The sequence below is a fragment of the Actinomycetospora chiangmaiensis DSM 45062 genome, from assembly GCF_000379625.1.
In the GTDB taxonomy this organism is placed as follows: Bacteria; Actinomycetota; Actinomycetes; order Mycobacteriales; family Pseudonocardiaceae; genus Actinomycetospora; species Actinomycetospora chiangmaiensis.
This window is the reverse complement of record NZ_KB903244.1, coordinates 146,417-170,863: the sequence shown is the minus strand read 5'-3', so window position 1 is coordinate 170,863 and position 24,447 is coordinate 146,417. Positions and strand designations below refer to the sequence as shown.

The window sequence follows — 24,447 nt, the reverse complement described above, 5'->3', positions numbered from 1 at the left end:
GCCCCGGCCCGGGCGTCGGGCGCAGACTGCCCGACGTGACCAGTGCCCCGCTCACGATCCGTCCCGCCGTCGCCGAGGACGTCGACGCGCTCCTCGCCCTCATCCACGCCGCGTACCGGGGGGAGGGCGGTCACAGCGGCTGGACCACCGAGGCGGAGCTGATCGCGGGGCCGCGCACCACCCGGGACCTGCTGGCCGCGGACCTCGCCGACCCGTCGATCCACCTGATGGTCGCGGGGGACCACGACGGGTGCTGCGCCGTGACGCACCGGGCGGGCGAGGAGGTCGCGTCGTTCGGCATGTTCGCGGTGCGGCCGGGCCAGCAGGGCACGGGGCTGGGCAAGGCACTCCAGGCGGCCGCCGAGGAGTACGCGCGCGCGGCCGGCGCGACGACGATGGAGCTGTGCGTCATCGACCGGCGCGCGGAGCTGATCGCCTGGTACGAGCGGCGCGGTTACGTGCGCACGGGGGAGACCCGGCCGTTCCCGTACGGAGAGCCCGGCGTGGGGTTCCCGAAGGACGACGACTTCCGGTTCGCGGTGCTGCGCAAGCCCCTATCCTGACCGGCGTGGCACCGCAGCTGACCCTGGCCCAGGACCCGGCGGCCGACGAGGTCCTCTCGCAGAACCCGCTCGCGCTGCTGATCGGCATGGTGCTCGACCAGCAGTTCCCGATGGAGCGCGCGTTCGCCGGGCCGGCGCTGCTGGCCGACCGGATCGGTGAGATCACGGCCGAGAAGATCGCGGACTACGACCACGACGAGCTCGTCGCCGCCTTCACCGGGCCGCCCGCGCTGCACCGCTACCCGAAGTCGATGGCCGAGCGGGTGCAGGCGGTGTGCCGGGCGATCGTCGAGGACTACGGCGGTGACGTCACGCGGATCTGGACCGAGGCGGCCGACGGCCGGGACGTGTTCCAGCGCCTCAACGCCCTGCCCGGGTGGGGGAAGATGAAGGCGCAGATCTTCACCGCGCTGCTCGGCAAGCAGCTCGGGCTGGACGCGGAGGGCTGGCGCGAGGCGGCCGGGAGCTACGGCGACGAGGGCTCGCGGCGCTCCATCGCCGACGTCGTCGACAAGACCACGCTCGCCGAGGTGCGCGACTTCAAGCAGGCCCAGAAGAAGGCCGCCAAGGAGAAGGCCGCCGCGAAGGACTGAGCCACGAGGCCGGACCGTCCGGGCTCGACGAGGTCGGCTACCGCAGCGCCTGACCCGGGTCCCGCGGGACCCGTCGTCGTGCGGTGGGATGGCGGCATGCGCACCGTGCACGTCGTCGGCATCGGAGCCGGCTCGCCCGGCCACCTCACGCTCGACGCGGTCGAGACGCTCTCGCAGGTCGACGTCGTCCTGCTGCTGCACAAGCGCGGCGCCGCCGACGAGCTGACCGACGCGCGGACCGCGATCGCCGAGCGCTTCGCGCCGCAGGCCCGCGTCGTCCGTCGTCAGGACGCGCACCGCGAACGCGGCACCACCGAGGAGGGCCGCTACCTGCAGACCACGCAGGAGTGGCGCGACGAGCGCCTCGCGCTCTACGAGGAGCTCCTCTCCGGCGAGGTTCCCGACGGCGGGTCGGTCGCCCTGCTGGCCTGGGGGGACCCGGGGATCTACGACGGCACCGTGGACACCGTCGAGCGGATCGTCGAGCGCGGCAACGTCGAGATCGCGTGGACCGTGATCCCCGGGATCTCGGCGCCGGCGGCTCTCACCGCCGCCCACCGCGTGACGATGACGCGGACCGGACGACCCGCCGTCGTGACCCCGGCGCGGCAGGTCATCGCGGGCACGCCGGCCGAGCGGGCCGACCTCGTCGTCATGCTCGACGGGGCCGACCAGCACGGGGTCGACGCGCTCGACGACGACGCGACGGTCTACTGGGGCGCCTACCTCGGCACGCCCGACGAGGCGCTGATCAGCGGGCGCCTCGGCGACGTGCGGGCCGAGATCCTGTCCACGCGCGCCGAGCTGCGCGAGCGCAAGGGCTGGATCATGGACACCTACCTAGTCCGCCGCGGCTGACTTCAGGCCCTTCTCCCAGCGCTCCTCGACGCGCCCGAAGCGCCAGGCCGCGAGGGCACCCACCCAGGCGAGGACGAAGAGCCCGACGATCCAGAACCCGACGTCGTCGAGGGGCAGGTTCGCGATCCAGGCGAGCGGGCCGTCGGTGATCTCGAACTGGTCGGTGAGGATCGAGACCAGCTCGATCAGGCCGATCACCAGCGCGACGACGACCGACAGCGACGTGATGGTGATGTTGTAGAAGACCTTGCGGACCGGGCGCATGAAGGCCCAGCCGTAGGCGAAGCACATGAACGCGCCGTCGAGGGCGTCGAACAGGCTCATGCCCGCGGCGAAGAGGATCGGCAGGACGAGGACCGCCCACCAGGGCAGGGTCGCGGCCGCGGCGCCGCCGGCGAGGACGAGCAGCGAGACCTCGGTCGCGGTGTCGAAGCCGAGCCCGAACAGCACGCCCACCGGGTACATGTGCCCGGGCCGGCGCACCGCCTTCGTCACGCGGCCGAGGAAGCGGTTCATGAAGCCGCGCTCGTCGAGGTGGCGCTCGAGCTCGGCCTCGTCGTAGTCGCCATGACGCATCCGGCGGAAGATCCGCACGATGCCGATCAGCACGACGAGGTTGATCACGCCGATGAGAATCAGGAAGACGCCGCTCACGGCCGTGCCGATCAGGCCGCCGATGACCTTGAGCGGGGAGCCGTCGTCGCCGATCTGGCTCGTGACGGCCCGTACGCCGAGGCCGAGGAGCAGCACGAGGACGAACACGATCGTCGAGTGGCCGAGGGAGAACCAGAACCCGACGGTGAGCGGCCGGGGCCGGCTCCCGTCCTCGCGGGCGTCCCCGTGCGAGCTCCGCTCCGCCCCGTCTCCCGACCGATCCGCCAGGAGCTTCCGCGTGGTGTTGTCGATCGCCGCGATGTGGTCGGCGTCGAACGCGTGCCGCATGCCGAGCAGGTAGGCGGTCAGGCCGAGGCCCAGACCGAACACGCCGGCGTCGCCCAGGTCGTAGTTGTTCGGGGCGATGAACACCGCCAGCACACCCCAGCCGACGACGTGCAGCAGGAGCACGGCGGCGGTCATCCCGGCGACGGACAGCTTCTCCGGCCGCGACATCGCGAGGCGACGCGTACGGGCGGGGGCGGTGGCGATCACGGACGGGGACAGTCCCCCGTCCGGATCACAGATGCAATATTTGTGCAGCTGTGTATGTCCGGCAATGACACCTGCTGTGCGGGATGTCCGGAATTTCGCGTCCTGATCACCCGGTCGACCCCTGCCCGATGCGGCAGTGGTCTCAGGTCGGGACCTCGGCGGCGGCGTGGGCACCCTGCGCGCGCAGCCACGCGACGAGGTCCTCGGCGCCCTCCTGCTCCGCGGCGTCCAGGGGTGTGAGCGACGTCCACGGCGGAATCCGGTCCGGCTCGGCCCCGGCAGCCAGGAGGAGTTCCGCGCACGTGCGGCGGCCGCCGTGGCGGGCGCCCCAGAACGCCGCGGCGATCTCGTCGTCCGTCGCCCCGGTCGCGAGCTCTGCGCGGACCCGGTCGTCGAGGCCCAGTGTCGCGGCGTCGACGAGCGTCGTCGCCGCACCGCGGGCGAGCAGCTGTTCGGCGGCGGCCCACTGCTTGAAGCCCCGCGCGTCGGCGATCGGGGCGCCGCCGCCCAGCACCGCGCCGGACGCCTCGATGTCGGCGCCCGCGTCGAGCAGCGCGTCGAGGGCCTCGACGTCGTCGCAGCTCGCGGCCCAGTGCAGCGGGGTCTCCTCGTGCGGACCGGCGAAGCGGGCGTCGACGTCGGCCCCGTGCTCGACCAGTAGTGCGATCGTCGCCGCGACCTGCGGGAGGTGTCCGGGCCAGTCGGTGGCGACGTGCAGCAGGGTGCGGGACACGGCGCCCGGCTCCGTCGACCCGATCCGGGCCGCGGCCAGACCCGGATGCTCGTCGAGCAACCGTCCCAGCCCGGCGAGGTCCCCCTGCCGGACCGCCTCGCTCGCCGCGATCGCGATCGGATCGTCCGCGCGGATCACCACGCCGGGCAGCGTCGCACGATCTCGGGCGGAGGCGCACCGGGACCGGTGGCACCGGCTCTGCGGGGCGGCCACCGGGGAGGCCCGTCCGAGCGACGAAACACGGCGTCATCCGGACGCAGCCATCGCGAAACACGGGCTTGCCAGGGTCGGCACGTGCCCGAACTTCCCGTCGTCGACGCCCACCGCCACCTCGGGGTGCTGCCCTCCTACCCGTTCTACGGCGGCCCGCCGGTCAACCCCGACATCGGGGCCCGGGAGACGGTCGACCAGCTGCGCGAGGACCTCGACGCGGAGGGGACCGAGCTCGCCGTCGTGATCCCGAACTACGGCGTCCCGGACCCGGCGCCGTCGTTCGCGCTCAACGATCTCGTGCTGGAGGCCGCGGCGAAGGACGACCGGCTCCGGGCGGGCATCTGGGCGTCCCCGCGGCCGCAGGACGCCGAGCACACGGCCAAGGCACTCGAGCTCGCGGCCGAGGACGCGGTCCGCGTCATCAAGATCAGCTTCTTGCTCGGGGGCTCGCCGACCGATGACGAGTGCCGCCCGCAGCTCGACGCCATCTTCGAGACCGCCCGACGGCACGACCGCGTGGTCCACGTCCACACCTCCCCGGGGGCGGCATCGGACATCGACCAGGTCGGCGAGCTCGTCGAGCGCTACGCCGACGACGTCAAGCTGCACCTCGTGCACCTCGGGGGCGGCATGAGCGGGCACATCAAGCTCGTCGGCGGCCGCTTCTTCGACTGGATCGAGGCCGGGAAGCAGGTCTACACCGACACCAGCTGGGCCATCGGCTTCGCACCGCGCTGGCTGGCCGCGGAGATCGAGCGGCGGGGGATCGGGCACGACCGCGTGCTGTTCGCCAGCGACGAGCCGTGGGGCGACCGGATCGGCGAGCTCGTGCGTATGCAGGCCGCCATGGGCGACGGTGAGCTCGGCCGGCTCACGCTCGCGGAGAACGCCCGGGCGCTGTACGCCTGATCAGGCCGCGTCCCGACGGCGGGTGTGCCCGGCGGGCCGCTCCCGGCCGCCGGGCGCGCGGCCCGACGGACGGCCGCCCTCGGGACGGGGAGCCGGGGCGGGCTGCCGGGCGAGGTGGAGCGCGAACGCGAACCCCACCACGACGAGGCCGTGCGCCAGGATGCGCGCCGGCTCGACCCGGCCGGCCGCGAGGTCGACGGCGCTCAGCGTGCCGAGCACGAGGATGAACGCGCCGAGCACCGGCAGCAGGCCGGCGACGTGCCGGACCCACCACGCCCCCGCGAGGAACGCGACCCCGAGCGCGATGTTCCAGGCCGCGGACTCGTGGCCCATGTGCGCGAGGTCCGCGCCCAGCATCACGCCGTCCCCGTGGTCGGTGGCGCCGCTCAGCGAGAGCACCCCGAGGACGAGCTGGACGGCCCCGACGACGGCGAGCCCCACACGGGCCACGCGGGGACCGACGCGTCGCCGCGGCGCCGCCGGGAGCACCCGCGCGACCAGGTCCGGGCCCGGGTCGGCGGGGGCCGTCCGCACCGACCGGGTGACGACGGCCGCGCTCTCCCGCCAGGCCCGGCACGCCGGGCAGACCTCGAGGTGCACGGCGGCCGCCGCACGGCCGTCGGCGTCGCTCTCGCCGTCGAGGTCGGCCGAGATCTCCTCGCGGCACTCCTCGCAGGTCATCCCCGGGTCTCCCGGGCGGTCGCGCCGGTGTCCGCCGCGAGGGCCTCGACGAGGTCGGCCCGGGCGCGGGCGACCCGGGACCGGATCGTGCCGATCGGGCAGTCGCACACCGCGGCCGCCTCGGCGTAGCCGAGCCCGACGATCTGCGTGAGCACGAACGCCTCGCGCCGGTCGGGGTCGAGGGCGTCCACCGCGGCCCGCAGCACCACGCCCTCGGCGACGTCGCCGAGCCGGGTGCGGCCGAGGGGCTCGTCGGCGTCGTGCAGCTCGGCGGGCGTGGCGGGACGGCGGGCGTTGCGGCGCAGGTGGTCGGCCGCGACCCGCCGGGCGATGGAGAGCAGCCAGGTCCGGGCCGGCGCCTCGCCGCGGAACATCGGCAGGGACCGGAACGCCCGCTCGTAGGTCTCCTGGGCCAGGTCCTGCGCCACACCCCGGTCGGACAGGTGGGTCAGCAGCCGCCAGACCTGCTGCTGGGTGAGCTCCACGAAGCGTGCGGCCGCCGCCCGGTCGCCGTCCCGGGCGAGCTCCGCGGCTCGGGTCACGGCGGCGTCGTCCACGCCCGGCACGGTAGCCCGGCGGGATCCGGACCCGCCGTGAGCACCCTCGCAGCAGGTCGGCGGAACTCCCGACGCCCGCGCGACGACGTCCTGGCGCCGGGAACTTCCCCGTGGTCCGCGACGACCGGACGGCCGTGGACTGCGAGGGATGTCGCGAGGGGATCTCCGCCGGACTCGACGGCGAGGCGGGCCCGCGGGAGGCCGCACGGACCGAGGAGCACCTGGCGGGGTGCGAGGCGTGCCGCGCGTGGGCCGACCTGGCGGCCGTGGTCACCCGCCGCGTGCGGACCGGCCCCGCGGACCCGGCGCCGGACCTCGTCACCGCCCTGGTCGGGCCGGAGCCCGCCCTCCCGGCGCCGTGCGGGTGTGCGGCGAGCTGCGGGTGCGGCTGCCGGCAGGGCCTCGCGTGCCGGTGCACCCCACGGGCGGCGTGAGGGGCGGCCGCCGATCCCCCGTGTCGGTCGGGGAGCGGACCGGGTAGCGCCTGGACGCAGGCGCGGACGCCATCGTGCCCGCGCTTACTGTTTCGGTTCACCGAAACCAGGGTGTTCACGCATCGAAAACCAGGCTTACGATGGTCCGACCACGACGACCGACGGGAGCCAGCGGTGACGGAGCGCCTCACGAGGGGAGCCCACCCCGGCGCGGAGGCGGGCACCTGCCTGATGGAGCAGGTCTCGCTGCTGGCCGGGGAGCGGTTCTCCGACCGGCCCCGCTGCACGGCGCCCGCGCTCGCCGCGCTCGCCCAGCAGGTCAACGACCGCGTCTCCGACGCCGCGCGCGACCGGCTCCTCCCGCTCGTCCCCACCCTCGCCGACGCCGCGAGCTGTGATCCCCGCGACGCGTGGTCCCTCGTGGCCACGTGCGCCCGGGTCGCGCTCGCCGTCCGTCCCGACGACGCGCCGTCCCGCCGGCTGCTCACCCGGGCCACGCGGGCGCAACGTCGCTGGAGCCGGGTGCGCCTCGACGGCGCCGCCGGTCGCATCGCCGGTCTCCGGGCGCTCCCGGACCTGACCGCGGCGTTCCACCGTGCGGCCGTGCTCGCGGGGCCAGCCGGCTCGCCGGAGCGGGACGACCGGCTCGTCGGGCTGCTCCATGACGCCGTGGGCGTGCGCGAGCACGAGGTCGCCACCGTCGCCTGAGCGGCCGCGTCACGGCTCCAGGGGGTCCACCCGGCCGGTGGTCAGGTGCTCGACGTGGAAGACGGCCTCGTCGAGCAGCTGGGCCACGTGGTCGTCGTGCAGGCGGTAGCGGATCTGGCGGCCGTCCCGTTCGCCGACGACCAGCCCGAGGTGGCGCAGCACCCGGAGCTGGTGGGACACCGCCGACTGCTCCATCCCCACGTCGGTGACGAGTTCCCCGACCGTGCGCGGCTCGGCGCGCAGCCGCAGCAGCAGGTGGACCCGACTCGGCGTCGACAACGCGTGCATGGTCCGCGCGACCGCGTCGACGGCCTCCCGTGGGACGGCGTCGGAGACCGAGTCCTGGCCGTGGCCCATGACGAGAGCCTACTCACCTGAGCGGTTGGTCAGACATGAAAGTATGAACCACCGTTCATCCGTGTGTATCGTGCCCGGTCGTGACCGCCCTCGACGACCGCCCCGTCGCACCTTTGGCCCGCACGCCGCGCCGGGCGCTCCTGCTGCGCCTGCCCGAGGCGCGCCGGGCCGGGCTCGCGCTCGCGGCGTTCGCCGTCGGCGGGCTGCTGGTGCTGCTCGGCGCGCCGGTGTGGGCGTGGGCTCCCGTCCTGGCCGTCTGCTTCGCGGCGGGCGGGCGGGACCCGGCGCTCGAGGGGCTCCGGGCGCTGCGCGGACGCCGCCTCGACGTCGACCTGCTCATGGTCGTCGCGGCCCTCGGGGCGGCCGCGATCGGGCAGGTCGTCGACGGTGCGCTGCTCCTCGTCATCTTCGCGACGTCGGGTGCGCTCGAGGCCTGGGCGACCGCCCGGACCGAGGAGTCGGTCGGCGGGCTGCTCGACCTCGCGCCCGCCCGGGCCACCCGGCTCGCGGACGGGGCGGAGGAGGACGTGCGCGCCGCGGACCTCGCGGTCGACGACGTCGTCCTGGTCCGCCCCGGCGACGCCGTCCCGGCCGACGGGGTCGTGCTCGACGGTGCTGCGGAGGTCGACCAGTCGAGCATCACCGGCGAGCCGCTGCCGGTCCCCAAGATCGCGGGCGCCGAGGTCTACGCCGGCACCGTCGCGGCCGGCGGGGCGCTGACGGTGCGGGTCGCCCGCCCGGCAGGGGAGTCCGTCGTCGCGCGGATCGCCGAGCTCGTCAGGGAGGCCGCCCGGACGAAGGCGACCACCCAGCTCGTCGTCGAGAAGGTCGAGCAGCGGTACTCGATCGGCATCGTCGTCGCGACCCTGGCGATCTTCGCGCTCCCGCTCGTCCTCGGCGCCACCCTCGACGACGCCCTGCTGCGCGCCATGACCTTCATGATCGTCGCCTCGCCGTGCGCGCTCGTGCTGGCCACGATGCCGCCGCTGCTCGCCGCCGTGGCTCACGCGGGCCGCCGCGGCCTGCTCGTGCGCTCGGCCCGGGTGATGGAGGGCCTCGGTGCGGTCGACGCCGTGGTGCTGGACAAGACCGGCACCGTCACGGTCGGCGCGCCGCGGGTCGTCGGGGCCCCGGACGACGAGGTGCTGGCGCTCGCCGCCGCGGTGGAGGCGCACAGCGAACACCCGCTGGGGCGCGCCGTCGTCGCCGCGGCCCGGGACCGCGGGCTCATCGTCGGGGAGGTCGCCGACTTCGTCGCCGAGCCTGGCGTGGGCGTGCGCGGCACGGTGGCCGGGCGGCGGATCGGGGTGGGCCGCGCCACCTCCGACCGGCGCGAGGGGAACCCTCGTGCCACAAGAGCGCTCGCATCCTCCCCTCACGACCACGGAGCCACCACGATCGTCGACGTCACCGACCTCGACACCGGACGGGTGTTCGGCACCCTCGCGATCGCCGACGCCCTGCGCCCCGACGCCGCGGCGGCCGTCGCCGCCCTGACGGCCCGCACCACCGTCCCGCCCGTACTCGCCACCGGGGACCGCGCCGACGCCGCGCAGGTCATGGCCGGCCGGCTCGGGGTGGTGGACGTCCGCGCCGGACTCCTGCCCGCGGACAAGCTGACCGTCGTCGAGGGGCTGCGGGCCGACGGGCGCACCGTGGCCGTCGTCGGGGACGGCGTGAACGACGCCCCCGCCCTGGCCGGCGCGGACGTCGGGGTGGCCATGGGCGGCGCGGAGCTGACGATGCGCGCCGCCGACGTCGTGGTGCTCGGTGACGACCTGCGCCGCCTGCCCTGGCTGCTCGACGTCGGTCGGCGGGCCCGGCGCACCGTCGTCGCGAACCTCGTCGTCGCCGGGACGATCGTCGTCGGGCTGGTGACGTGGGACCTCGTCGGGCACCTGCCCCTGGCCCTCGGCGTGGCGGGGCACGAGGGGTCGACGATCCTCGTCGCGCTCAACGGGCTGCGCCTGCTGCGGGGGCCACGACCCTGACGGTCCGTCGGCGCCGTGTGCCGGTCACGACGAGCGGGCTCCCCGGACGTTCGCCCGGAACGACGGGCCTCGACCACGAGTTGCTGCCCTTTCCCTGATGCAGCAAGCTCGCAACAGCGAAGCACTGGTCGATCGACCAGCGCACCACCCGAGGAGACGTGCGAGCGATGGCGGAGTACTCCCTGCCCGACCTGCCCTACGACTACGGCGCTCTCGAGCCCCACATCTCGGGCAAGATCATGGAGCTGCACCACGACAAGCACCACAACACCTACGTGACCGGTCTGAACACCGCGATCGACGCCCTCGCCGAGGCCCGCGAGAAGGACAGGATCGGCACCACGGCGCTGCTGTGGGAGAAGAACCTCGCCTTCAACTACGGCGGGCACATCAACCACACCGTGTTCTGGCAGAACCTCTCCCCGGACGGCGGTGACCGACCGACCGGCGACCTGGCCTCGGCGATCGACCGGGACTTCGGCTCGTTCGACCTGTTCCAGAAGCACTTCACGTCGGTCGCGACGACGATCCAGGGCTCCGGCTGGTCCGTCCTGGGCTTCGACACGCTCGCCCGGAAGCTGCGCATCTTCCAGCTCTACGACCAGCAGGCGAACGTGCCGCTCGGGATCGTCCCCGTCGTCATGCTCGACATGTGGGAGCACGCCTTCTACCTGGACTACCTCAACGTGAAGCCGGACTACGTGAAGGCCTGGTGGAACGTCGTGAACTGGGACGACGCCGCGAAGCGCTTCGAGTCCGCACAGGGCACGCAGCTCGTCTGAGCCCGCCCCGCAGAACCCGCGGTGATCGTTCCGACCAGCTCGATCCACCGCGCCGGCACCGGCCCCCGTGGGAGCTCCTCCCGCGGGGGCCGTCGTGTCACGGCGGGACGGGCGAACAGGATTGCCCGCCATGCCATCGGGGACCCGAGGTGGGACAGTGATGACAGGGAGGTGGTGTGAGTGAAGCGGCGTCAGGACGACGAGCCGGTGCTCATCACCGAGGCCGCCGTCTCGTTCGAGGACGAGTTCGCCGCCCGGAAGAAGCGCTACTCGTTGATCATGGCCTGTCGTATCCCGTGCCTCCTGCTGGCCGGGGTCTTCGGGATCGGTTTCAACTGGCCGTGGGTCGCGGTCGCGTTCATCGTGCTGTCGGTGCCCCTGCCCTGGGTCGCGGTGCTCATCGCGAACGACCGGCCGCCGAAGAAGTCGCAGAAGGTCAACCGCTACCGCTCCGACCGGACGGCCCTGCCCGCGGTCAGCGAGGCGCGGATCATCGAGGCGGCCGAGGTGCTCGACGCCCGCTCGCACCGCACCGACGGCCCCCGTCAGTCGCAGCAGGACGGCCCCGACCACGCGCCGCCCCGGACCGGGACGGGCGGCTGACCTGGGACTTCGGTCCGGTTCCGCGCCGCGTCACCACGCCGTCGGCCCCTGGGTCACAATGGAGACATGAGCCAGACCGCGGTCCTCCCCGACGTCCGCCCGGACGCCACGGATCGGACGAACGACGACGATCCGAAGATGTTCCACTACGTCCGCAAGGACAAGGTGGTCGAGAGCGCCGTCATGGGGAACATGGTCGTGGCGCTGTGCGGCGAGACGTTCCCGGTCACCCGCTCCCCGAAGCCCGGCTCGCCGGTCTGCCCGGCGTGCAAGGAGATCTTCAACAAGCTGCCGCGCGGCGGCGGGGACGACGAGTAGGAGCCCGTCCCCGTCCTGCCCACCAGCTCCCCGGAGGGTCCTTGACCACGCGCGCGCCCGGCCGCCCCGGCTCGACGACGTCGGAGACACCGTCGGCCCCACCCCTGCGGCAGTGGCAGCGGCGGGCCCTGACCCGCTACCTCGCGGAGCGCCCGAAGGACTTCCTCGCGGTCGCGACGCCGGGTGCGGGCAAGACGACGTTCGCGCTGCGGGTCGCGGCCGAGCTCCTCGGCGACCGCACCGTCGACACGGTGACGATCGTCTGCCCCACCGAGCACCTCAAGCACCAGTGGGCGGGCGCGGCGGCGCGGGCGGGCATCGCGATCGACCCCGAGTACTCGAACTCGGTCGGGAAGCTCTCGGCGGACTTCCACGGCGTCGCGGTGACCTACGCCCAGGTCGCGGCGCACCCGATGCTGCACATGAACCGCACCGAGTCGCGGCGCACGCTGGTGATCTTCGACGAGATCCACCACGCCGGGGACGCGAAGAGCTGGGGCGAGGCCACCCGGGAGGCGTTCGGAGGTGCCACCCGCCGGCTCGCGCTGACCGGGACGCCGTTCCGCTCCGACGACAGCCCGATCCCGTTCATCACCTACGAGCCCGACTCGGCGGGCGCGCTGCGCTCCAAGGCCGACCACTCGTACGGCTACTCCGACGCCCTCGCCGACGGCGTCGTGCGGCCCGTGGTGTTCCTGGCCTACTCCGGGCAGGCGTCGTGGCGCACGAGCGCGGGCGAGGAGATGACCGCCCGCCTCGGCGAGCCGCTCACCGCCGAGCAGACGTCGCGGGCGTGGAAGACGGCCCTCGACCCCAAGGGCGACTGGATGCCCGCGGTCCTGCAGGCCGCCGACACCCGGCTGACCCAGCTGCGCCAGGGCGGCATGCCCGACGCCGGGGGACTGGTCATCGCGACCGACCACACCACGGCGAAGGCCTACGCGAAGATCCTCCGCGGTCTCTCCGGCGAGGAGCCCGTCGTCGTGCTGTCCGACGACCCGAAGGCCTCCGGCCGCATCGCGACGTTCGCCGCGTCGAACGACCGCTGGCTGGTCGCGGTGCGCATGGTGAGCGAGGGCGTCGACGTGCCGCGGCTCGCCGTCGGGGTGTACGCCACCAGTGCCTCGACGCCCCTGTTCTTCGCCCAGGCGGTCGGCCGCTTCGTGCGGTCCCGGCGCTCCGGGGAGACGGCGTCGGTCTTCCTGCCCAGCGTTCCGACGCTGCTGGGCCTCGCCAGCGAGCTCGAGCTGCAGCGCGACCACGTCCTCGGCGAGCCGCACCGGCTCAAGGAGGGGCTCGACGACGAGCTCCTCGAGCAGGCCAACCGCACCGAGGACGAGCCCGGCGAGCAGGAGAAGAGCTTCGAGGCGCTCTCCGCCGAGGCCGAGCTGGACCAGCTGATCTACGACGGCGCGTCGTTCGGCACCGCGGCGGCCTCGGGCAGCGACGAGGAGCAGGACTACCTCGGGCTCCCGGGGCTCCTCGACCCCGACCAGGTGCGGGCCCTGCTCCGCAAGCGGCAGAGCGACCAGCTCGACGAGGAGGCCCGCCGGGTCCGGGAGGCCCCGCCCGAGCCGGCCGCCCCGCCGCCCGCGCGCCTGAAGCCCTCGGCGGCGGAGAAGCTCAAGGAACTGCGCCGCGAGCTCAACACGCTCGTCGCCGCGCACCACCACCGCACGGGGCAGCCGCACGGCGTGATCCACGGCGACCTGCGCAAGGCGTGCGGCGGTCCCGCGACTCCGGTCGCGACGGCGGAGCAGATCGAGGAGCGCATCACCACGCTGCGGTCGTGGCGTTCCCAGCCCGGGCGCTGACGACCGCCCGCAGCCGTACCGTCGTCGCTGTGCTCGACATCACACCTGTGGGTGACGGCTGCAGCCCGTGTCCGTCACGTCGCGATACGTGTCCGTCATGGACGACACGCGGTCGTCACGCACCGTCGCGGACGCGCGGGCCGGCCGGCCGGGGCGACACGACCGGGACGACGACGGCCGGTGACCGCCCGGACCACCCGACCGTGCGCGTCCCGTCGGCGTCCGTCGCGTGTCGCGACCGGTCCGCACTCGACCTTGTCCGCGCGGCGGCATCCGGGGGTGCACACACGACGACGGCGGGTGGGGACCGTCATGGTCCCCACCCGCCGTCGTGTCGAGCCGTCTCGCGGCGATCAGCGTCGCCGCAGGTCAGCGCGCCGTCAGACCGACTCCCCAGCCTGCACGTCGATGGAGAGCTCCTTCAGCTTCGCCTCGTGCGTACGGGCGTGGTGCCCGCAGAAGAGCAGCTCCCCGCCGGAGGGCAGGACGGCGCGGACCTTCGCCGCTGCACCGCAGCGGTCGCATCGGTCCGAGGCGGTGAGTTCTGGCCGGGTCAGAGTTCCGGGCATCGTCATCTCCCTCCGTTCGGAGACCGGCGTGGGAACCGGCCCCGCAGGCTCCGGCCGAGTGACCGTCGCCCCTCCACTGTGTCAGAACGAGGCGACGACCGCTCGTGTTCACGTCGTGCTTTGTCCTCGGTCACGTACCGCTCATCGACGGATTGCGACCGTTGTTATCGGGGAAGGCGGGAAACCACACGATGGTGAGTCGATCTTCGACGACGAGCGGTCTGCCCGCGCCGTTACTCTTCGTGCTCGGCGGCGCGTCGATGTACGTGGGCGCGGCCCTCGCCGTGGGCCTCTTCGAACGCGTGTCGCCCGCGGGGGTGGCGTGGCTGCGGCTGGCCGGCGCGGCCGTGGTGCTGGCGGTCTGGCGGCTGGCGGCCCGGCGCTGGTCCCGGTCCGAGCCCGTGCGCTGGACCCGCCGTCGGGTGCTCCTCGCGGGCGCCTTCGGTCTCGTCACGGCCGGCATGAACATCGTCTTCTACGAGGCGATCGCGCGGCTGCCGCTGGGCACCGCGGTCGCCGTGGAGTTCGCGGGCCCGGTGCTCGTGGCCGCGTTGGGCTCGCGGAGCTGCCGGGACTGGGCCGCGCTCGCGCTCGTGGTGCTCGGGGTGGCCCTCATCGCCGACGTCCGGCTGGAGGGCTCGCCCGCCGGCGTGGTGTTCGCGCTGCTGGCGGCCCTGCTGTGGGCGGGCTACATCGTGCTCGGCGCGCGCGTGTCGAGCGGCTCGGGGTCGACGGGGGAGGGCATCGACGGCCTCGCGATCGGCTTCGTCGTCGCGGCCGTCGTGCTCTCGCCCCTCGCGCGGACCACGGCCCCGATCGCCGGCGAGCCGCTGCTGCTCGGCGCCGCGCTCGCGCTCGGCGTGCTGTCCTCGGTGGTGCCCTACGTGCTGGACCAGGTCGTGCTGCGGCGCGTCGGGCGGGCCCGCTTCGCCCTGCTCCTCGCGCTCCTGCCGCTCACCGCCACCGTCGTCGGTCTCGTGGGGCTCGCGCAGGTGCCGGCGCCGCTGGAGGCGGTGGGGATCGCGGCCGTCGTCGTCGGGGTGGCGCTGCGCCGCGAGCCGGCGCCGACCGCCGACCCGCCCCCGGACTGAGCGCGAGGGGAACCCTCGTGCCACGAGAGCGCTCGAATCCTCCCCTTACGGACGCGGCGGGAGCCGCTGACTAGCCTCACCTGCGCTGAGCGTCGACGAGGGGTGGGGAACGTGTCCGAGGAGTCAGGCGAGCGCGGCCGGGAGCTCGCGGCGGCGCTGGTCGCCGACGGGGTGGCCGGGCTGACGATCGCGTGGGCCGACAACAACGGCATCCCCCGCTCGCGGACGGTCCCGGTGTCGGCGCTGCCGCAGGTGGCGGTGGCCGGGGTCGGCGTCACGCACCTGTTCGCCGTGTTCGACACGAACGACGCCATCGCCTTCGGCTCCCCGGGCATGCAGAACGCGTCGGGCGACGTGCGGCTCGTCCCGCAGCTCGACCGCGTCACCCGCCTCGCCGGGCAGCCCGCCTTCGCGTGGGCGCCCGGGAAGCAGGTCACCGCCGACGGCGGTCCGTGGGCGTTCGACCAGCGCTCGGTCCTCGAGCGCGTCGTCGGCCGGCTCGCCGACGACGGGTACCGCGCCCTCGTCGGCTACGAGATGGAGTTCGGGGTCTTCGAGCCGGAGACCGACCCGGAGGACGCCGAGCTCCTCCCCGCCCACCACGGACCGGCCTACAGCCCGCACGCCCTGCTGCCGATCGACGGCTTCATCGCCTCGGTGATGCGCGACGCGGAGGCGAACGGGCTGCGCCTGGGCCAGATCCACGCCGAGTACGGGCCCGCGCAGGTCGAGCTCTCGCTCGCCGCGTCCGACCCGCTCACGGCGGCCGACCAGCAGCTGCTCGCCCGCCAGACGATCCTCGCGGCGGCCGAGGCGCACGGGCTGCGGGTCTCCTTCGCACCGCTGCCGACGCTGAACGGCGCCGGGAACGGCTGGCACGTGCACACCTCGCTGTGGCGCGGGGACGAGAACCTGCTCGCGGGCGGGGCGGAGGGACCGCGCGGCACGGCGGGCGCGGGCTACATCGCCGGGCTGCTGCGCGACCTGCCCGCCCTCGCGGCCGTCACCGCGCCCTCGCAGGGCTCCCTGGCCCGGCTGCGGCCCGGGTTCTTCGCCGGAGCGTTCTCCGGCTTCTGGGGCGTGGAGAACCGCGAGGCCCCGCTGCGCTACGTGCCGGGGTCGGCGCTGCTCGGCGAGGACCACGCGAACGTCGAGCTCAAGACCTCCGACGCCTCGGCCAACCCGTACCTCGCCCTCGCCGCGATCCTGACGTCGGGGGTGGCCGGGATCGAGGAGAACCTCGTCCCGCCGGCCCCGACCGCGCAGGACCCGGGCACGTGGAAGAAGAAGGAGCGGGCCGCCGCCGGTATCGCGAAGCTGCCGGCCACGCAGGCCGAGCAGGAGGAGGCGCTGCGCGACAACCCGCGGGTGGCCGGCGTGCTGGGTGAGGACCTCCTCGAGGCGTTCCTCGCCGTCCGCCGGGCGGACGCCGCGTGGGCGGGCGAGAAGGACACCGAGGAGGTCCTCGCCGCCTGGCGGTGGAAGTACTGATCACCCGACGGTGGCGCCGTCCTCGCGCCGAGGAGACGTCCCGTCCGCGATCATCGGTGGTCGTGGCACACCCCGGACGTATCGCGGCGGGCGCGCTCGCGGGCACCGTCGTCCTGCTGCCCGAGGCCCTCGGGCTCGACCGGACGGCGCCGTGGCCGATTCTCGACGCGTTCCGCCGTCGCCTCGCCCTCGGCGCCGCCGGGCTCGCCGCCCTCGCGGCGGCCCGCCCCGGACCGCGGCGGGACCTCGGGATCGGCGTCGGGCTCGTGGCCGCCGCCGCCCTCGTCGTCTCGACCGTGCGGCACCGGCCCCGGACCGGCGGGGGCCCGGACGGGGAGCCGCTGGCCGTGCTCGGGTCGAACGTGTGGATCGGCCAGGCGGACCCCGGGGCGCTCGGGGCGCTGATCCGCCGGGAACGTCCCGACGTCGTGGTGCTCCTCGAGGCCGGCGACCACTTCCGGCGGGCACTCACCCCGGAGATCGACGACCTCGGGTACCGGGGCTGGTCGGCCGCGCCGGGTCGCGCCGAGGTCGAGGCCCGGGGCGCGGGGGACCACGCCGCGACCACGGTGCTGGCCGCCCCCGGGCTCGGCGACGTCACGGTCCGCGCGGTCACCCGGGACACGGCGTCGGGCTGGATCGAGCTCGCCGGCGGGGCGCTCGGCGACACCCGCGTGCTCGCCGTGCACCCCGCCGTCCTGCGGCCCAGCCGCACCCCCGAGTGGCGCCGCGAGCTCGACCGGCTCGCCGCCCTCGTCGCCGACGACCCGCGGCCCACGGTGGTCGTCGGCGACCTCAACGCGACGTGCGAGCACCGGGCCCTGCAGCGCGTGCTGCGCCGGGTCCGCTCGGCCGCGGCGGAGACGGGTCGCGCCCGGGAGGCGACCTGGCCGGCGGGGCGGCCCCGCCGACTCGGCGTCGCGATCGACCACGTCCTCGTGTCCGCCGCCGTGGGCGTCGGGTCCTTCGAGGTCCTCGACGTCGCCGGCAGCGACCACCGGGCGGTGCTGGCGCGGCTCAGGCGTCCGAGAGGCGGCGCAGTTCCTCGGGGCTGAGGCGCAGCGACACCGCGGGCAGGATCTCGCCCAGCTGGTGCAGCGTGCGTCCCGAGGCGATCGGGGCGCCCACGGTCGGCCGGGCGGCGAGCCAGGCCAGCGACACCGCCGCCACCGGCACGTCGTGCGCGGCCGCGATCTCGTCGAGGACGCCGAGCAGGGCCACCCCGCGGTCGTCGAGGTAGGCGCGGGCGCCCTCGACGCGGGCACCCGCCATCGCGCCGGAGGCGGCCCCCGAGTCGACGTCGTCCTGCCCGGGCCGGTACTTGCCGGTCAGGAAGCCCTTCGCGAGGCCGAAGTACGGGTAGCAGACGAGGCCCTCGCGCTCCACCAGCGGCGCCAGGTCGCGCTCGTAGTCCCGCTCGACGAGGTTGTAGTGCGGCTGGACCGCGGTGAACCGCGTGAGGTCGTGCTTGTCGGCCAGCTCGAGGGCGGACGCGAGGCGCTCGGCGTCGAAGTTCGACGCCCCGACGGCCCGGACCTTCCCGGCGCGCACCAGCTCGTCGAACGCGCCGACGTAGTCCTCCTGCGGGGTGTCGGGGTCGTCGCGGTGGGCGTAGTAGAGGTCGATGTGGTCGGTCTGCAGCCGACGCAGCGAGTCGTCGCAGGCGGCCCGGATGTTCTCCGGGCGCAGGCCCTTGCGCTGCTCCCAGGACCCGACCTTCGTCGCGATGACCACGTCGTCGCGGCGCCCGGTGCGCGCGAGCCAGTTCCCGATCACCGTCTCGGACTCGCCGCCGGAGTTGCCCTCCGCGCGCGCCATGTAGGAGTCGGCGGTGTCGATCATGCGGCCGCCGGCGTCGACGAACGCGTCGAGCAGGGCGTGAGAGGTCGGCTCGTCGGCGGTCCAGCCGAAGACGTTCCCACCCAGGCACAGCCCGTCGTCAGGAAGGTTGCTCATGCTTCCGGTCTACCCCGCCGGGCCCGGGCAGACCCTGCACGTGCCCGACGGATCTTGGTCGCGTGATCGGCCGGGTGGCAGGGTCCCGGGCCGTGGAGGAACTGCTCGGCGAGGTGGCCGCTCTCGGTGACGCACCGACCCTGCTCGTGGCCTGCGGGTTCGACGGGGCCCTCGCCCCGCCGGGCGACGACCGGGCGCTGCAGCAGTCCTCGGAGGCGCTCAACGTGCTGCTGGCCCTGCCCGGGACCACCGTCGCCGTCGTCTCGCGGCGCCCGGCCGACGAGGTCGCCGAGCTGATGTTCCTCTCCGGGGCGAAGGGCGGGCTGCGGACGATCACCCCGGACGACGTCGACCCGCTGCGCCGGGAGCTCGCCGCGGTCGCCCTCGTCGTCGACACCGACCCCGGGACGCTCGCGGGCCTGACGTCCGACGACCTGGGCGTCCTGGTCGACGAGGACGCCGACCCCGACGCGGACCCGGAGGAGGAGGGCCGCTACCGCGTCGCCGGGGCCGAGGACGTCGTCGACGTGCTGGAGGAGCTGGTCACCGCCCGCCGGTGAGCACCGACAGCACCGCGGCGTGCACCGACGGGCGGGCGATGAGCAGGTCGGGGGAGTACGGGTCGTCCTGCCCGTAAGGCACCGGCGAGCCGTCGATCCGGGTCGCGAGCAGGCCCGCGGCCATCGCGACCGCCATCGGCGCCGCGTTGTCCCACTCGTACTGCCCGCCGGAGTGCAGGTAGACGTCGGCCTCCCCGTCGAGCACCGCGAGCGTCTTCACCCCGGCCGCCGACCGCTTGACCAGCCGCACGGGGAACGCGCGCTCGACCGCGCGGAGCTCGTGCGGCGGGCGGGAGCGGCTCACGGTGACGGCCAGCTCGTCGCCCACCGGTGCGTCGGCGATGTGCTTCACGGTGTCGGAGTCGACGAGGGCACCGAGCCCCGGCACGGCGACCGCCCCCGCGGCCAGCTGCCCGTCCACGACGAGCGCGACGTGGACGCCCCACTCGTCGGTCCCGCGGCCGAAGCCGGAGGAGCCGTCCAGCGGGTCGACGATCCACAGGCGGCGGCCCCGTCGGTCGCGCGGGTCGAGGGAGCCCTCCTCGGAGAGCACGGCGTCGTCGGGCCGGCGCCGGGCGAGCTCGCGGGTGAGGTACTCGTGCGCCTGCTCGTCGCCCGCGTACTCGCGGTCGCGGCCGGTGGGGGTGGCGTCGCGGAGGTCGAGCAGCAGGCGGCCGGTCGCGTCGGCCAGCTCCCGCGCGAGCGCGGCGTCCTCCGCGTAGGCGGGACTGCCGGGGGTCACGGGTTCCTGGGAGCTCACCCCCCGATCTTCGCCCACGACGTCGGGTCGGTGCGCGGTGGCCGGGCGGGTGGCGTGCGGGCCGGCCGGGCGTCCGGGACCCTCACCGCCGTCGTTCAGGGCGTCTCCGCGGCGATCAGCACCCGCGCGAGCTCGTCGAGCATCGCGGCCCGCGCCCCGTCCCGCTCCGGGGCGGTCTGCGGGTTCTGGTCGAGCAGCAGGCGCGCGAGGCTTGCGAGGCTGACCACCTGGGCGCCGTACTCCTCGGGGCCGCCGAGCTCGCCGAGCAGGGCGCCCACGGCCGGGAGGTCCCCGGCGTCCATGGCGCGGATGACGGCCACACTGCGCTCGTGCACGTCGGCCGGGTCGGGGCCGGGGAGATCGTCCGCCTCGGGGTGCTGGCTCATGGCAGCGAGCATCACAGACCGGCCGCGGGCGGGCCCGGCGGGCTCGGTGCTCACGTGGGCTCAGCGCAGCGTGATGACGGACTTCGTGATCTGGCTGCGCGCCACGAGGCGGTCCCCGACGGTGGCGGTGGCGCTCACGAACCCGAGCCGACGGGTGCGGCGTTCCAGGGTCGCGGTCACCAGCACCTCCTCGTCGCGCTGCCCGGGACTGAGCAGCTGCGTCGAGATGTGGTGGGTGACGGCGTGCTCGTCGTCCGCGAGCTCCGGGAGCAGCGTCAGGAAGCCCTGCAGTTCGAGGATCGCGCCGAGCGCGCCCGCGTGCAGCGTCCCGCCCGGGTTGATGGCGAGGCCCCGCACCGGGAACAGCAGGCCCGCGGTGGGCGCGGCGGGGTCGGCCGGGCGGGCGCCGAGCGCCTCCTGCAGGGGGATCGCCAGCGCGGCGGCGGCACGGTCCGCGAGCGAGGGCGACAGCGGCGGGGTCAGCGGACGCCCTCGCGCCGCAGCACCGAGAGTGCCCACGCCGACAGGCCGCCGAGGACGAGGCACGCCGCGAGGAGGGCCGCGAACCACCACACGCCCGTCAGCACCAGCAGGACCGCCCAGAGCACACCCAGGGTCCCGTTGAACCACAGCAGGAACACGTAGCGGCGGCGTTCGTCGGGGCGGACCCGCTCGTCCATCGGCACCCCGTCACGGTAGCCGGTCAGAAGCGCAGCACCGGCTTGATGGTCCGCCCCGCGGCCGAGTCGGCGAACGCCTGCTCGATGTCGGCGAAGTCGTAGTGCCGCACGAGCTTGTCGAACGGGAACGGGGCGTTCGTGGCGGGCACGACGGCGGCGGTGGTCCTCATGGCCGCATCGAACCAGAGCGGGTGTCGGCCGACACCTCGTCGCCGTCACGACGGCGGGGCCGGCCGCACCGGTCACCGCCGCGGCGATGACGAACCGCCAGAACAGCACCGTGGGCACGTCGGTGGTGCGGGTGGCGAGCTTCGCGACGATGAACCCCGAGGCCCACAGCAGCACGAACAGAACGCTGAGCAGCGGGACGGTCCACCGCGACGACGTCACGAACGATCACCCAACGCGGGATCGTTCGCGGGCGCAACGACGGCGGCCGCAGCGCCCCTCCCGCCGGAGGGGCGGGCTGGTGGACCCAGCGGGACGGGGCCGTTCGCCCGTACCGGCCCGGCGGGGCCCGTGCCGTGCTGGGGGCCCCAGCCCGAGACCGTCGGAGGGACGCCGATGGAGCGCCGGCCAGACGTGGCGGACGGACACCCCGGACCGCACCCGGTGCTTTCCCCGACGGACGGCGTGACCGACGAGGGGGCCGGCAGCACGACGAGCCTGCCCCGCGGCGTCGTCCCGCTGCTCGGCGCCGCCGCGGTGGTGGTGTGCGCGGCCGCGGACTCGTGAGCGGACGGGCGGCCGTGCACCCGACGTCGACGACCTTCTCGGACCTGATGGAGCACGTCGCCCAGGGGTTCGAGGTGCTCGCGGCCGCCCTGCTCGTGCTCGGCCTCGTCGGCTCCCTGATCGATGCGGCCGTCCGGTGGGTCCGGACCCGCTCCGCGGGGCAGGCCTACGGGAGGGTGCGCGCGGCCTTCGGGGGCACCCTGCTGCTCGGCGTGGAGATCCTCGTCGCCGCCGATCTGGTGCGCACGATCGCGGTGGCGCCGACGCTCGAGAACGTGGCGGTCCTGGGCATCGTGGTGGTCATCCGGACCTTCCTCAGCTTCTCCCTCGAGGTCGAGATGGCGGGCGTCGTGCCGTGGCGCCGGGCGCTCGTGGGCGCCGACGTGCCGCGCCGGCCGACCACCCGCGCCGGGACCCGGGACGGTGAGCAGACCGAGGGCGGACACCGACCGGACCGCGCGGGCTGACGGGACCGGGTGGCTGCGGCGCTCGAGCGGCGGTGGCCGCCCGGGCGGCGCGGTCGGCCGGACGGGCCGACACACGACGACGGCCCCCGAGCCTCAGCTCGGGGGCCGTCGTCGTGCCGGGTCGGACGGGACCTAGTCCAGGTAGTCGCGCAGTACCTGCGAGCGCGACGGGTGGCGCAGCTTCGACATCGTCTTCGACTCGATCTGGCGGATGCGCTCGCGCGTCACGCCGTAGACCTGGCCGATCTCGTCGAGGGTGCGGGGCTGGCCGTCGGTGAGGCCGAAGCGCAGCCGGACCACGCCGGCCTCGCGCTCGGAGAGCGTCGCGAGGACCGACTGCAGCTGGTCCTGCAGCAGCGTGAACGAGACCGCGTCGACGGCCACGACGGCCTCGGAGTCCTCGATGAAGTCACCGAGCTGCGAGTCGCCCTCGTCGCCGATCGTCTGGTCCAGCGAGATGGGCTCCCGGGCGTACTGCTGGATCTCCAGCACCTTGTCCGGGGTGATGTCCATTTCCTTGGCCAGCTCCTCCGGAGTGGGCTCACGGCCCAGGTCCTGGAGCAGCTCGCGCTGGATGCGGCCGAGCTTGTTGATGACCTCGACCATGTGCACCGGGATGCGGATGGTGCGCGCCTGGTCGGCCATCGCGCGGGTGATGGCCTGGCGGATCCACCACGTCGCGTAGGTCGAGAACTTGTAGCCCTTGGTGTAGTCGAACTTCTCGACCGCACGGATCAGACCGAGGTTGCCCTCCTGGATGAGGTCCAGGAACGCCATGCCGCGGCCGGTGTAGCGCTTGGCCAGCGAGACGACGAGGCGGAGGTTCGCCTCGAGCAGGTGCGACTTGGCGCGCTCGCCGTCGCGGACGATCCAGCGCAGGTCGCGACGCATCTGCGTCTGCAGCTCCTGCTGGGTCTCGGCGACCTTGCGGAGGCGCTCCGCCGCGTAGAGGCCGGCCTCGATCCGCTTGGCGAGCTCGACCTCCTCCTCGGCGTTGAGCAGCGCCACCTTGCCGATCTGCTTGAGGTAGGCGCGGACCGAGTCGGCGGAGGCGGTGAGCTCGGCGTCCTTGCGCGCCTGGCGCAGCGCCTCGGACTCCTCCTCGTCCCAGACGAAGTCGCCGGACTTCTTGTCCTCTTCGGTGGGCTCCTCGGCCTCGACCTCCTCGACGACGACCTCGGCGCCGAGCGCCTCGACCTCCTCGGTGAGGTCGGCGTCGCCGGGGGCGTCCTCGAGCTCGCCCTCGGGGGCCTCGCCCTCGGCGCCCTCGGTCTTCGCGCCCTTCTTGGCCGGCGCGGCCTTCTTCGCCGGGGCCTTCTTGGCGGGGGCCTTCGTCGCGGCGGCGCCCTTCGGAGCGGCCTTCGTGGCGGTGCGTGCCCGGGTCTTCGGCGCCGCGGCGGGCGCGGCCGTGCCCGCGCTGTCCTCGGTCACCACCCCGAGCGGGCCGGAGGGCTGCTCCGCCGTGGCGGTGGTGGCACGACGGCGGGCGGAATCTGCGGCTGCCACAAACGACCTTTCGCGACGATCGACTGCTGGGGCGACGAGCGGACACCGGATCGACGGACGGGGCGCGGACGATCTCGACACGGAGTGTTCGGGAAGGTTTGGGCGCCGGGCCCGGCGGTGAACCGCCGCGTGCTGACGTCCATTGTAACGACGCCGGGTGATGGGCGCCCGTACCTGACGGCCCGAGCAGCGGCGTGGCGGGACGATCCGCCCGTCGTCGGGAAGAACCTGCAGGTCAGGGGCTCGTGTCCTCGGCGGCGGCCATGGCCGCGCCGACGATGCCCGCCTGGTTCTGCAACTGGGCGACCACGATCTCGGTCCGCGCCTCCAGCAGCGGCAGCCACTTGTCGGGCTTCTTGCTGACCCCACCGCCGAGGATGAACAGGTCCGGCCAGATGAGGTCCTCGAGGACCTGCAGGTAGCGGGAGAACCGCTTGGCCCACTTCGGCCAGGACAGCTCCTCGCGTTCCCGGGCCGCGGTCGACGCCCGGCTCTCGGCGTCGTGCCCGTCGACCTGCAGGTGCCCGAACTCGCTGGAGGGGAGCAGCCGGCCGTCGAGGAAGAGCGCCGAGCCGATCCCCGTGCCGATCGTGAGCATGCAGACCACGCCGCGCCGACCCGCCCCGGCGCCGAAGCGCACCTCCGCGAGCCCGGCCGCGTCGGCGTCGTTGAGCACGAACACCGGCCGGCGTCCGAGCCGCTCCCCGAAGAGCGTGACCGCGTCGGTGCCGGGCCAGGCCGGGTCGATGTTGGCGGCGGTGTGGGCGATGCCGGTCTTCACCACCGAGGGCAGCGTGATGCCCACCGGTCCGTCGTAGTCGTGCTCCGCCACCACGGCCGCGACCGTGTCGGCGACCGCCTCCGGGGTGGCGGGATGGGGGGTCTCGATCCGGACCCGCTCGGCGAGCAGTTCCCCGGTCCCCGTGTCCACCAGGTTGCCCTTCACACCGGTGCCGCCGACGTCGATCCCCAACCGTCGCATC

General features: G+C 74.5%; 30 protein-coding genes. 16 read left to right on the top strand and 14 right to left on the bottom strand.

Features of this window, described 5'->3' with window-relative positions:
* Window positions 1-35: 35 nt before the first annotated feature.
* The 3 genes from A3CO_RS0122660 (at window position 36) to cobF (ending at window position 2,014) form a co-directional block, all read left to right on the top strand.
* Entirely contained in the window at window positions 36-563 is a 528-nt protein-coding gene (locus A3CO_RS0122660; protein ID WP_018334540.1) for a GNAT family N-acetyltransferase, read from the top strand.
* A gap of 5 nt (window positions 564-568) precedes the next feature.
* Complete coding sequence (locus tag A3CO_RS0122655; RefSeq protein ID WP_018334539.1) at window positions 569-1,156, top strand: HhH-GPD-type base excision DNA repair protein; 588 nt, start codon at window positions 569-571, stop codon at window positions 1,154-1,156.
* A 96-nt stretch (window positions 1,157-1,252) separates the two neighbouring features.
* Window positions 1,253-2,014 (top strand): precorrin-6A synthase (deacetylating), encoded by a 762-nt coding sequence (gene cobF, locus A3CO_RS0122650; protein ID WP_018334538.1) that lies wholly within the window; start codon window positions 1,253-1,255, stop codon window positions 2,012-2,014.
* Here cobF and nicT read toward each other — a convergent pair.
* Together nicT and A3CO_RS0122640 are read right to left on the bottom strand one after the other, a co-directional pair.
* On the bottom strand, window positions 1,997-3,124 hold the full coding sequence (gene nicT / locus A3CO_RS0122645) for a Nickel transporter NicT (RefSeq protein WP_051086065.1): 1,128 nt from the start codon (window positions 3,122-3,124) through the stop codon (window positions 1,997-1,999). The genes cobF and nicT overlap by 18 nt on opposite strands.
* Window positions 3,125-3,305: 181 nt before the next feature.
* The gene (locus A3CO_RS0122640) at window positions 3,306-4,037 is read right to left on the bottom strand and encodes an ankyrin repeat domain-containing protein (RefSeq protein ID WP_018334536.1); all 732 of its coding nucleotides are present in this window, start codon (window positions 4,035-4,037) and stop codon (window positions 3,306-3,308) included.
* 153 nt (window positions 4,038-4,190) lie between these two features.
* Between A3CO_RS0122640 and A3CO_RS0122635 the strand changes: the two genes are divergently transcribed.
* Complete coding sequence (locus tag A3CO_RS0122635; RefSeq protein ID WP_018334535.1) at window positions 4,191-5,018, top strand: amidohydrolase family protein; 828 nt, start codon at window positions 4,191-4,193, stop codon at window positions 5,016-5,018.
* Here A3CO_RS0122635 and A3CO_RS33895 read toward each other — a convergent pair whose 3' ends face one another.
* Window positions 5,019-5,699 (bottom strand): zf-HC2 domain-containing protein, encoded by a 681-nt coding sequence (locus tag A3CO_RS33895; protein WP_018334534.1) that lies wholly within the window; start codon window positions 5,697-5,699, stop codon window positions 5,019-5,021.
* Window positions 5,696-6,256: a sigma-70 family RNA polymerase sigma factor gene (locus A3CO_RS0122625; RefSeq protein ID WP_018334533.1), complete on the bottom strand. Its 561-nt coding sequence runs from the start codon at window positions 6,254-6,256 to the stop codon at window positions 5,696-5,698. Before A3CO_RS0122625 ends, A3CO_RS33895 begins: the two co-directional genes overlap by 4 nt.
* 110 nt (window positions 6,257-6,366) lie before the next feature.
* Between A3CO_RS0122625 and A3CO_RS33890 the strand changes: the two genes are divergently transcribed.
* Complete coding sequence (locus A3CO_RS33890; protein ID WP_026204884.1) at window positions 6,367-6,690, top strand: zf-HC2 domain-containing protein; 324 nt, start codon at window positions 6,367-6,369, stop codon at window positions 6,688-6,690.
* Between the two features lie 174 nt (window positions 6,691-6,864).
* Window positions 6,865-7,398, top strand: coding sequence for a hypothetical protein (locus tag A3CO_RS36215; protein WP_018334532.1), 534 nt, complete (start codon window positions 6,865-6,867; stop codon window positions 7,396-7,398).
* Window positions 7,399-7,407: 9 nt separating this feature from the next.
* Here the strand turns inward: A3CO_RS36215 and A3CO_RS0122610 are convergent, their stop codons facing one another.
* Window positions 7,408-7,755, bottom strand: a complete 348-nt coding sequence (locus A3CO_RS0122610; protein ID WP_018334531.1) for an ArsR/SmtB family transcription factor — start codon at window positions 7,753-7,755, stop codon at window positions 7,408-7,410.
* An 80-nt stretch (window positions 7,756-7,835) separates the two neighbouring features.
* Between A3CO_RS0122610 and A3CO_RS0122605 the strand changes: the two genes are divergently transcribed.
* The 5 genes from A3CO_RS0122605 (at window position 7,836) to A3CO_RS0122585 (ending at window position 13,263) form a co-directional block, all read left to right on the top strand.
* Window positions 7,836-9,746 carry a heavy metal translocating P-type ATPase gene (locus A3CO_RS0122605; RefSeq protein WP_018334530.1) on the top strand — a complete coding sequence of 637 codons (1,911 nt, stop codon included), beginning with the start codon at window positions 7,836-7,838 and terminating at the stop codon, window positions 9,744-9,746.
* A gap of 167 nt (window positions 9,747-9,913) precedes the next feature.
* Window positions 9,914-10,528 carry a superoxide dismutase gene (locus A3CO_RS0122600; RefSeq protein ID WP_018334529.1) on the top strand — a complete coding sequence of 205 codons (615 nt, stop codon included), beginning with the start codon at window positions 9,914-9,916 and terminating at the stop codon, window positions 10,526-10,528.
* Between the two features lie 180 nt (window positions 10,529-10,708).
* The gene (locus tag A3CO_RS33880) at window positions 10,709-11,131 is read left to right on the top strand and encodes a DUF3099 domain-containing protein (RefSeq protein ID WP_018334528.1); all 423 of its coding nucleotides are present in this window, start codon (window positions 10,709-10,711) and stop codon (window positions 11,129-11,131) included.
* A gap of 66 nt (window positions 11,132-11,197) precedes the next feature.
* Window positions 11,198-11,449: a DUF3039 domain-containing protein gene (locus A3CO_RS0122590; protein WP_018334527.1), complete on the top strand. Its 252-nt coding sequence runs from the start codon at window positions 11,198-11,200 to the stop codon at window positions 11,447-11,449.
* 41 nt (window positions 11,450-11,490) lie between these two features.
* Complete coding sequence (locus tag A3CO_RS0122585) at window positions 11,491-13,263, top strand: DEAD/DEAH box helicase (RefSeq protein WP_018334526.1); 1,773 nt, start codon at window positions 11,491-11,493, stop codon at window positions 13,261-13,263.
* Window positions 13,264-13,643: 380 nt separating this feature from the next.
* Here the strand turns inward: A3CO_RS0122585 and A3CO_RS0122575 are convergent, their stop codons facing one another.
* Window positions 13,644-13,838, bottom strand: a complete 195-nt coding sequence (locus A3CO_RS0122575; RefSeq protein WP_018334524.1) for a DUF7455 domain-containing protein — start codon at window positions 13,836-13,838, stop codon at window positions 13,644-13,646.
* 185 nt (window positions 13,839-14,023) lie between these two features.
* Here A3CO_RS0122575 and A3CO_RS0122570 point away from each other — a divergent pair, with 185 nt between their 5' ends.
* From A3CO_RS0122570 to A3CO_RS0122560, 3 genes are all read left to right on the top strand, one after another.
* Complete coding sequence (locus A3CO_RS0122570; protein WP_033414846.1) at window positions 14,024-14,923, top strand: EamA family transporter; 900 nt, start codon at window positions 14,024-14,026, stop codon at window positions 14,921-14,923.
* A gap of 111 nt (window positions 14,924-15,034) precedes the next feature.
* Complete coding sequence (locus A3CO_RS0122565; RefSeq protein WP_026204883.1) at window positions 15,035-16,414, top strand: type I glutamate--ammonia ligase; 1,380 nt, start codon at window positions 15,035-15,037, stop codon at window positions 16,412-16,414.
* Between the two features lie 62 nt (window positions 16,415-16,476).
* Entirely contained in the window at window positions 16,477-17,469 is a 993-nt protein-coding gene (locus tag A3CO_RS0122560) for an endonuclease/exonuclease/phosphatase family protein (RefSeq protein ID WP_157647794.1), read from the top strand.
* Here the strand turns inward: A3CO_RS0122560 and A3CO_RS0122555 are convergent.
* Complete coding sequence (locus A3CO_RS0122555) at window positions 17,432-18,370, bottom strand: aldo/keto reductase (RefSeq protein ID WP_018334520.1); 939 nt, start codon at window positions 18,368-18,370, stop codon at window positions 17,432-17,434. The genes A3CO_RS0122560 and A3CO_RS0122555 overlap by 38 nt on opposite strands.
* Before the next feature lie 92 nt (window positions 18,371-18,462).
* Between A3CO_RS0122555 and A3CO_RS0122550 the strand changes: the two genes are divergently transcribed.
* A complete protein-coding gene (locus tag A3CO_RS0122550; RefSeq protein WP_157647793.1) occupies window positions 18,463-18,930 on the top strand; it encodes an HAD family hydrolase in 468 nt (155 codons plus the stop codon).
* Here the strand turns inward: A3CO_RS0122550 and A3CO_RS0122545 are convergent.
* The 5 genes from A3CO_RS0122545 to A3CO_RS38390 all read right to left on the bottom strand — a co-directional run bounded on the left by A3CO_RS0122545 (window position 18,914) and on the right by A3CO_RS38390 (window position 20,926).
* A complete protein-coding gene (locus A3CO_RS0122545; RefSeq protein ID WP_018334518.1) occupies window positions 18,914-19,690 on the bottom strand; it encodes a 3'(2'),5'-bisphosphate nucleotidase CysQ in 777 nt (258 codons plus the stop codon). The two genes, A3CO_RS0122550 and A3CO_RS0122545, sit on opposite strands and share 17 nt — an antisense overlap.
* Window positions 19,691-19,785: 95 nt before the next feature.
* A complete protein-coding gene (locus A3CO_RS0122540; protein ID WP_157647792.1) occupies window positions 19,786-20,076 on the bottom strand; it encodes a hypothetical protein in 291 nt (96 codons plus the stop codon).
* A gap of 60 nt (window positions 20,077-20,136) precedes the next feature.
* Window positions 20,137-20,595 carry a PaaI family thioesterase gene (locus tag A3CO_RS0122535; protein WP_018334516.1) on the bottom strand — a complete coding sequence of 153 codons (459 nt, stop codon included), beginning with the start codon at window positions 20,593-20,595 and terminating at the stop codon, window positions 20,137-20,139.
* The gene (locus A3CO_RS38395; RefSeq protein ID WP_018334515.1) at window positions 20,556-20,762 is read right to left on the bottom strand and encodes a hypothetical protein; all 207 of its coding nucleotides are present in this window, start codon (window positions 20,760-20,762) and stop codon (window positions 20,556-20,558) included. Before A3CO_RS38395 ends, A3CO_RS0122535 begins: the two co-directional genes overlap by 40 nt.
* Before the next feature lie 17 nt (window positions 20,763-20,779).
* Window positions 20,780-20,926 carry a hypothetical protein gene (locus A3CO_RS38390; RefSeq protein WP_018334514.1) on the bottom strand — a complete coding sequence of 49 codons (147 nt, stop codon included), beginning with the start codon at window positions 20,924-20,926 and terminating at the stop codon, window positions 20,780-20,782.
* 561 nt (window positions 20,927-21,487) lie between these two features.
* Between A3CO_RS38390 and A3CO_RS33875 the strand changes: the two genes are divergently transcribed.
* Window positions 21,488-21,958, top strand: coding sequence for a DUF1622 domain-containing protein (locus A3CO_RS33875; RefSeq protein WP_245561570.1), 471 nt, complete (start codon window positions 21,488-21,490; stop codon window positions 21,956-21,958).
* A gap of 132 nt (window positions 21,959-22,090) precedes the next feature.
* Here A3CO_RS33875 and A3CO_RS0122510 read toward each other — a convergent pair whose 3' ends face one another.
* Complete coding sequence (locus tag A3CO_RS0122510) at window positions 22,091-23,464, bottom strand: RNA polymerase sigma factor (protein ID WP_026204878.1); 1,374 nt, start codon at window positions 23,462-23,464, stop codon at window positions 22,091-22,093.
* A 235-nt stretch (window positions 23,465-23,699) separates the two neighbouring features.
* Window positions 23,700-24,446 carry a polyphosphate--glucose phosphotransferase gene (ppgK, locus tag A3CO_RS0122505; protein ID WP_033414884.1) on the bottom strand — a complete coding sequence of 249 codons (747 nt, stop codon included), beginning with the start codon at window positions 24,444-24,446 and terminating at the stop codon, window positions 23,700-23,702.
* Window position 24,447 lies beyond the last annotated feature (1 nt).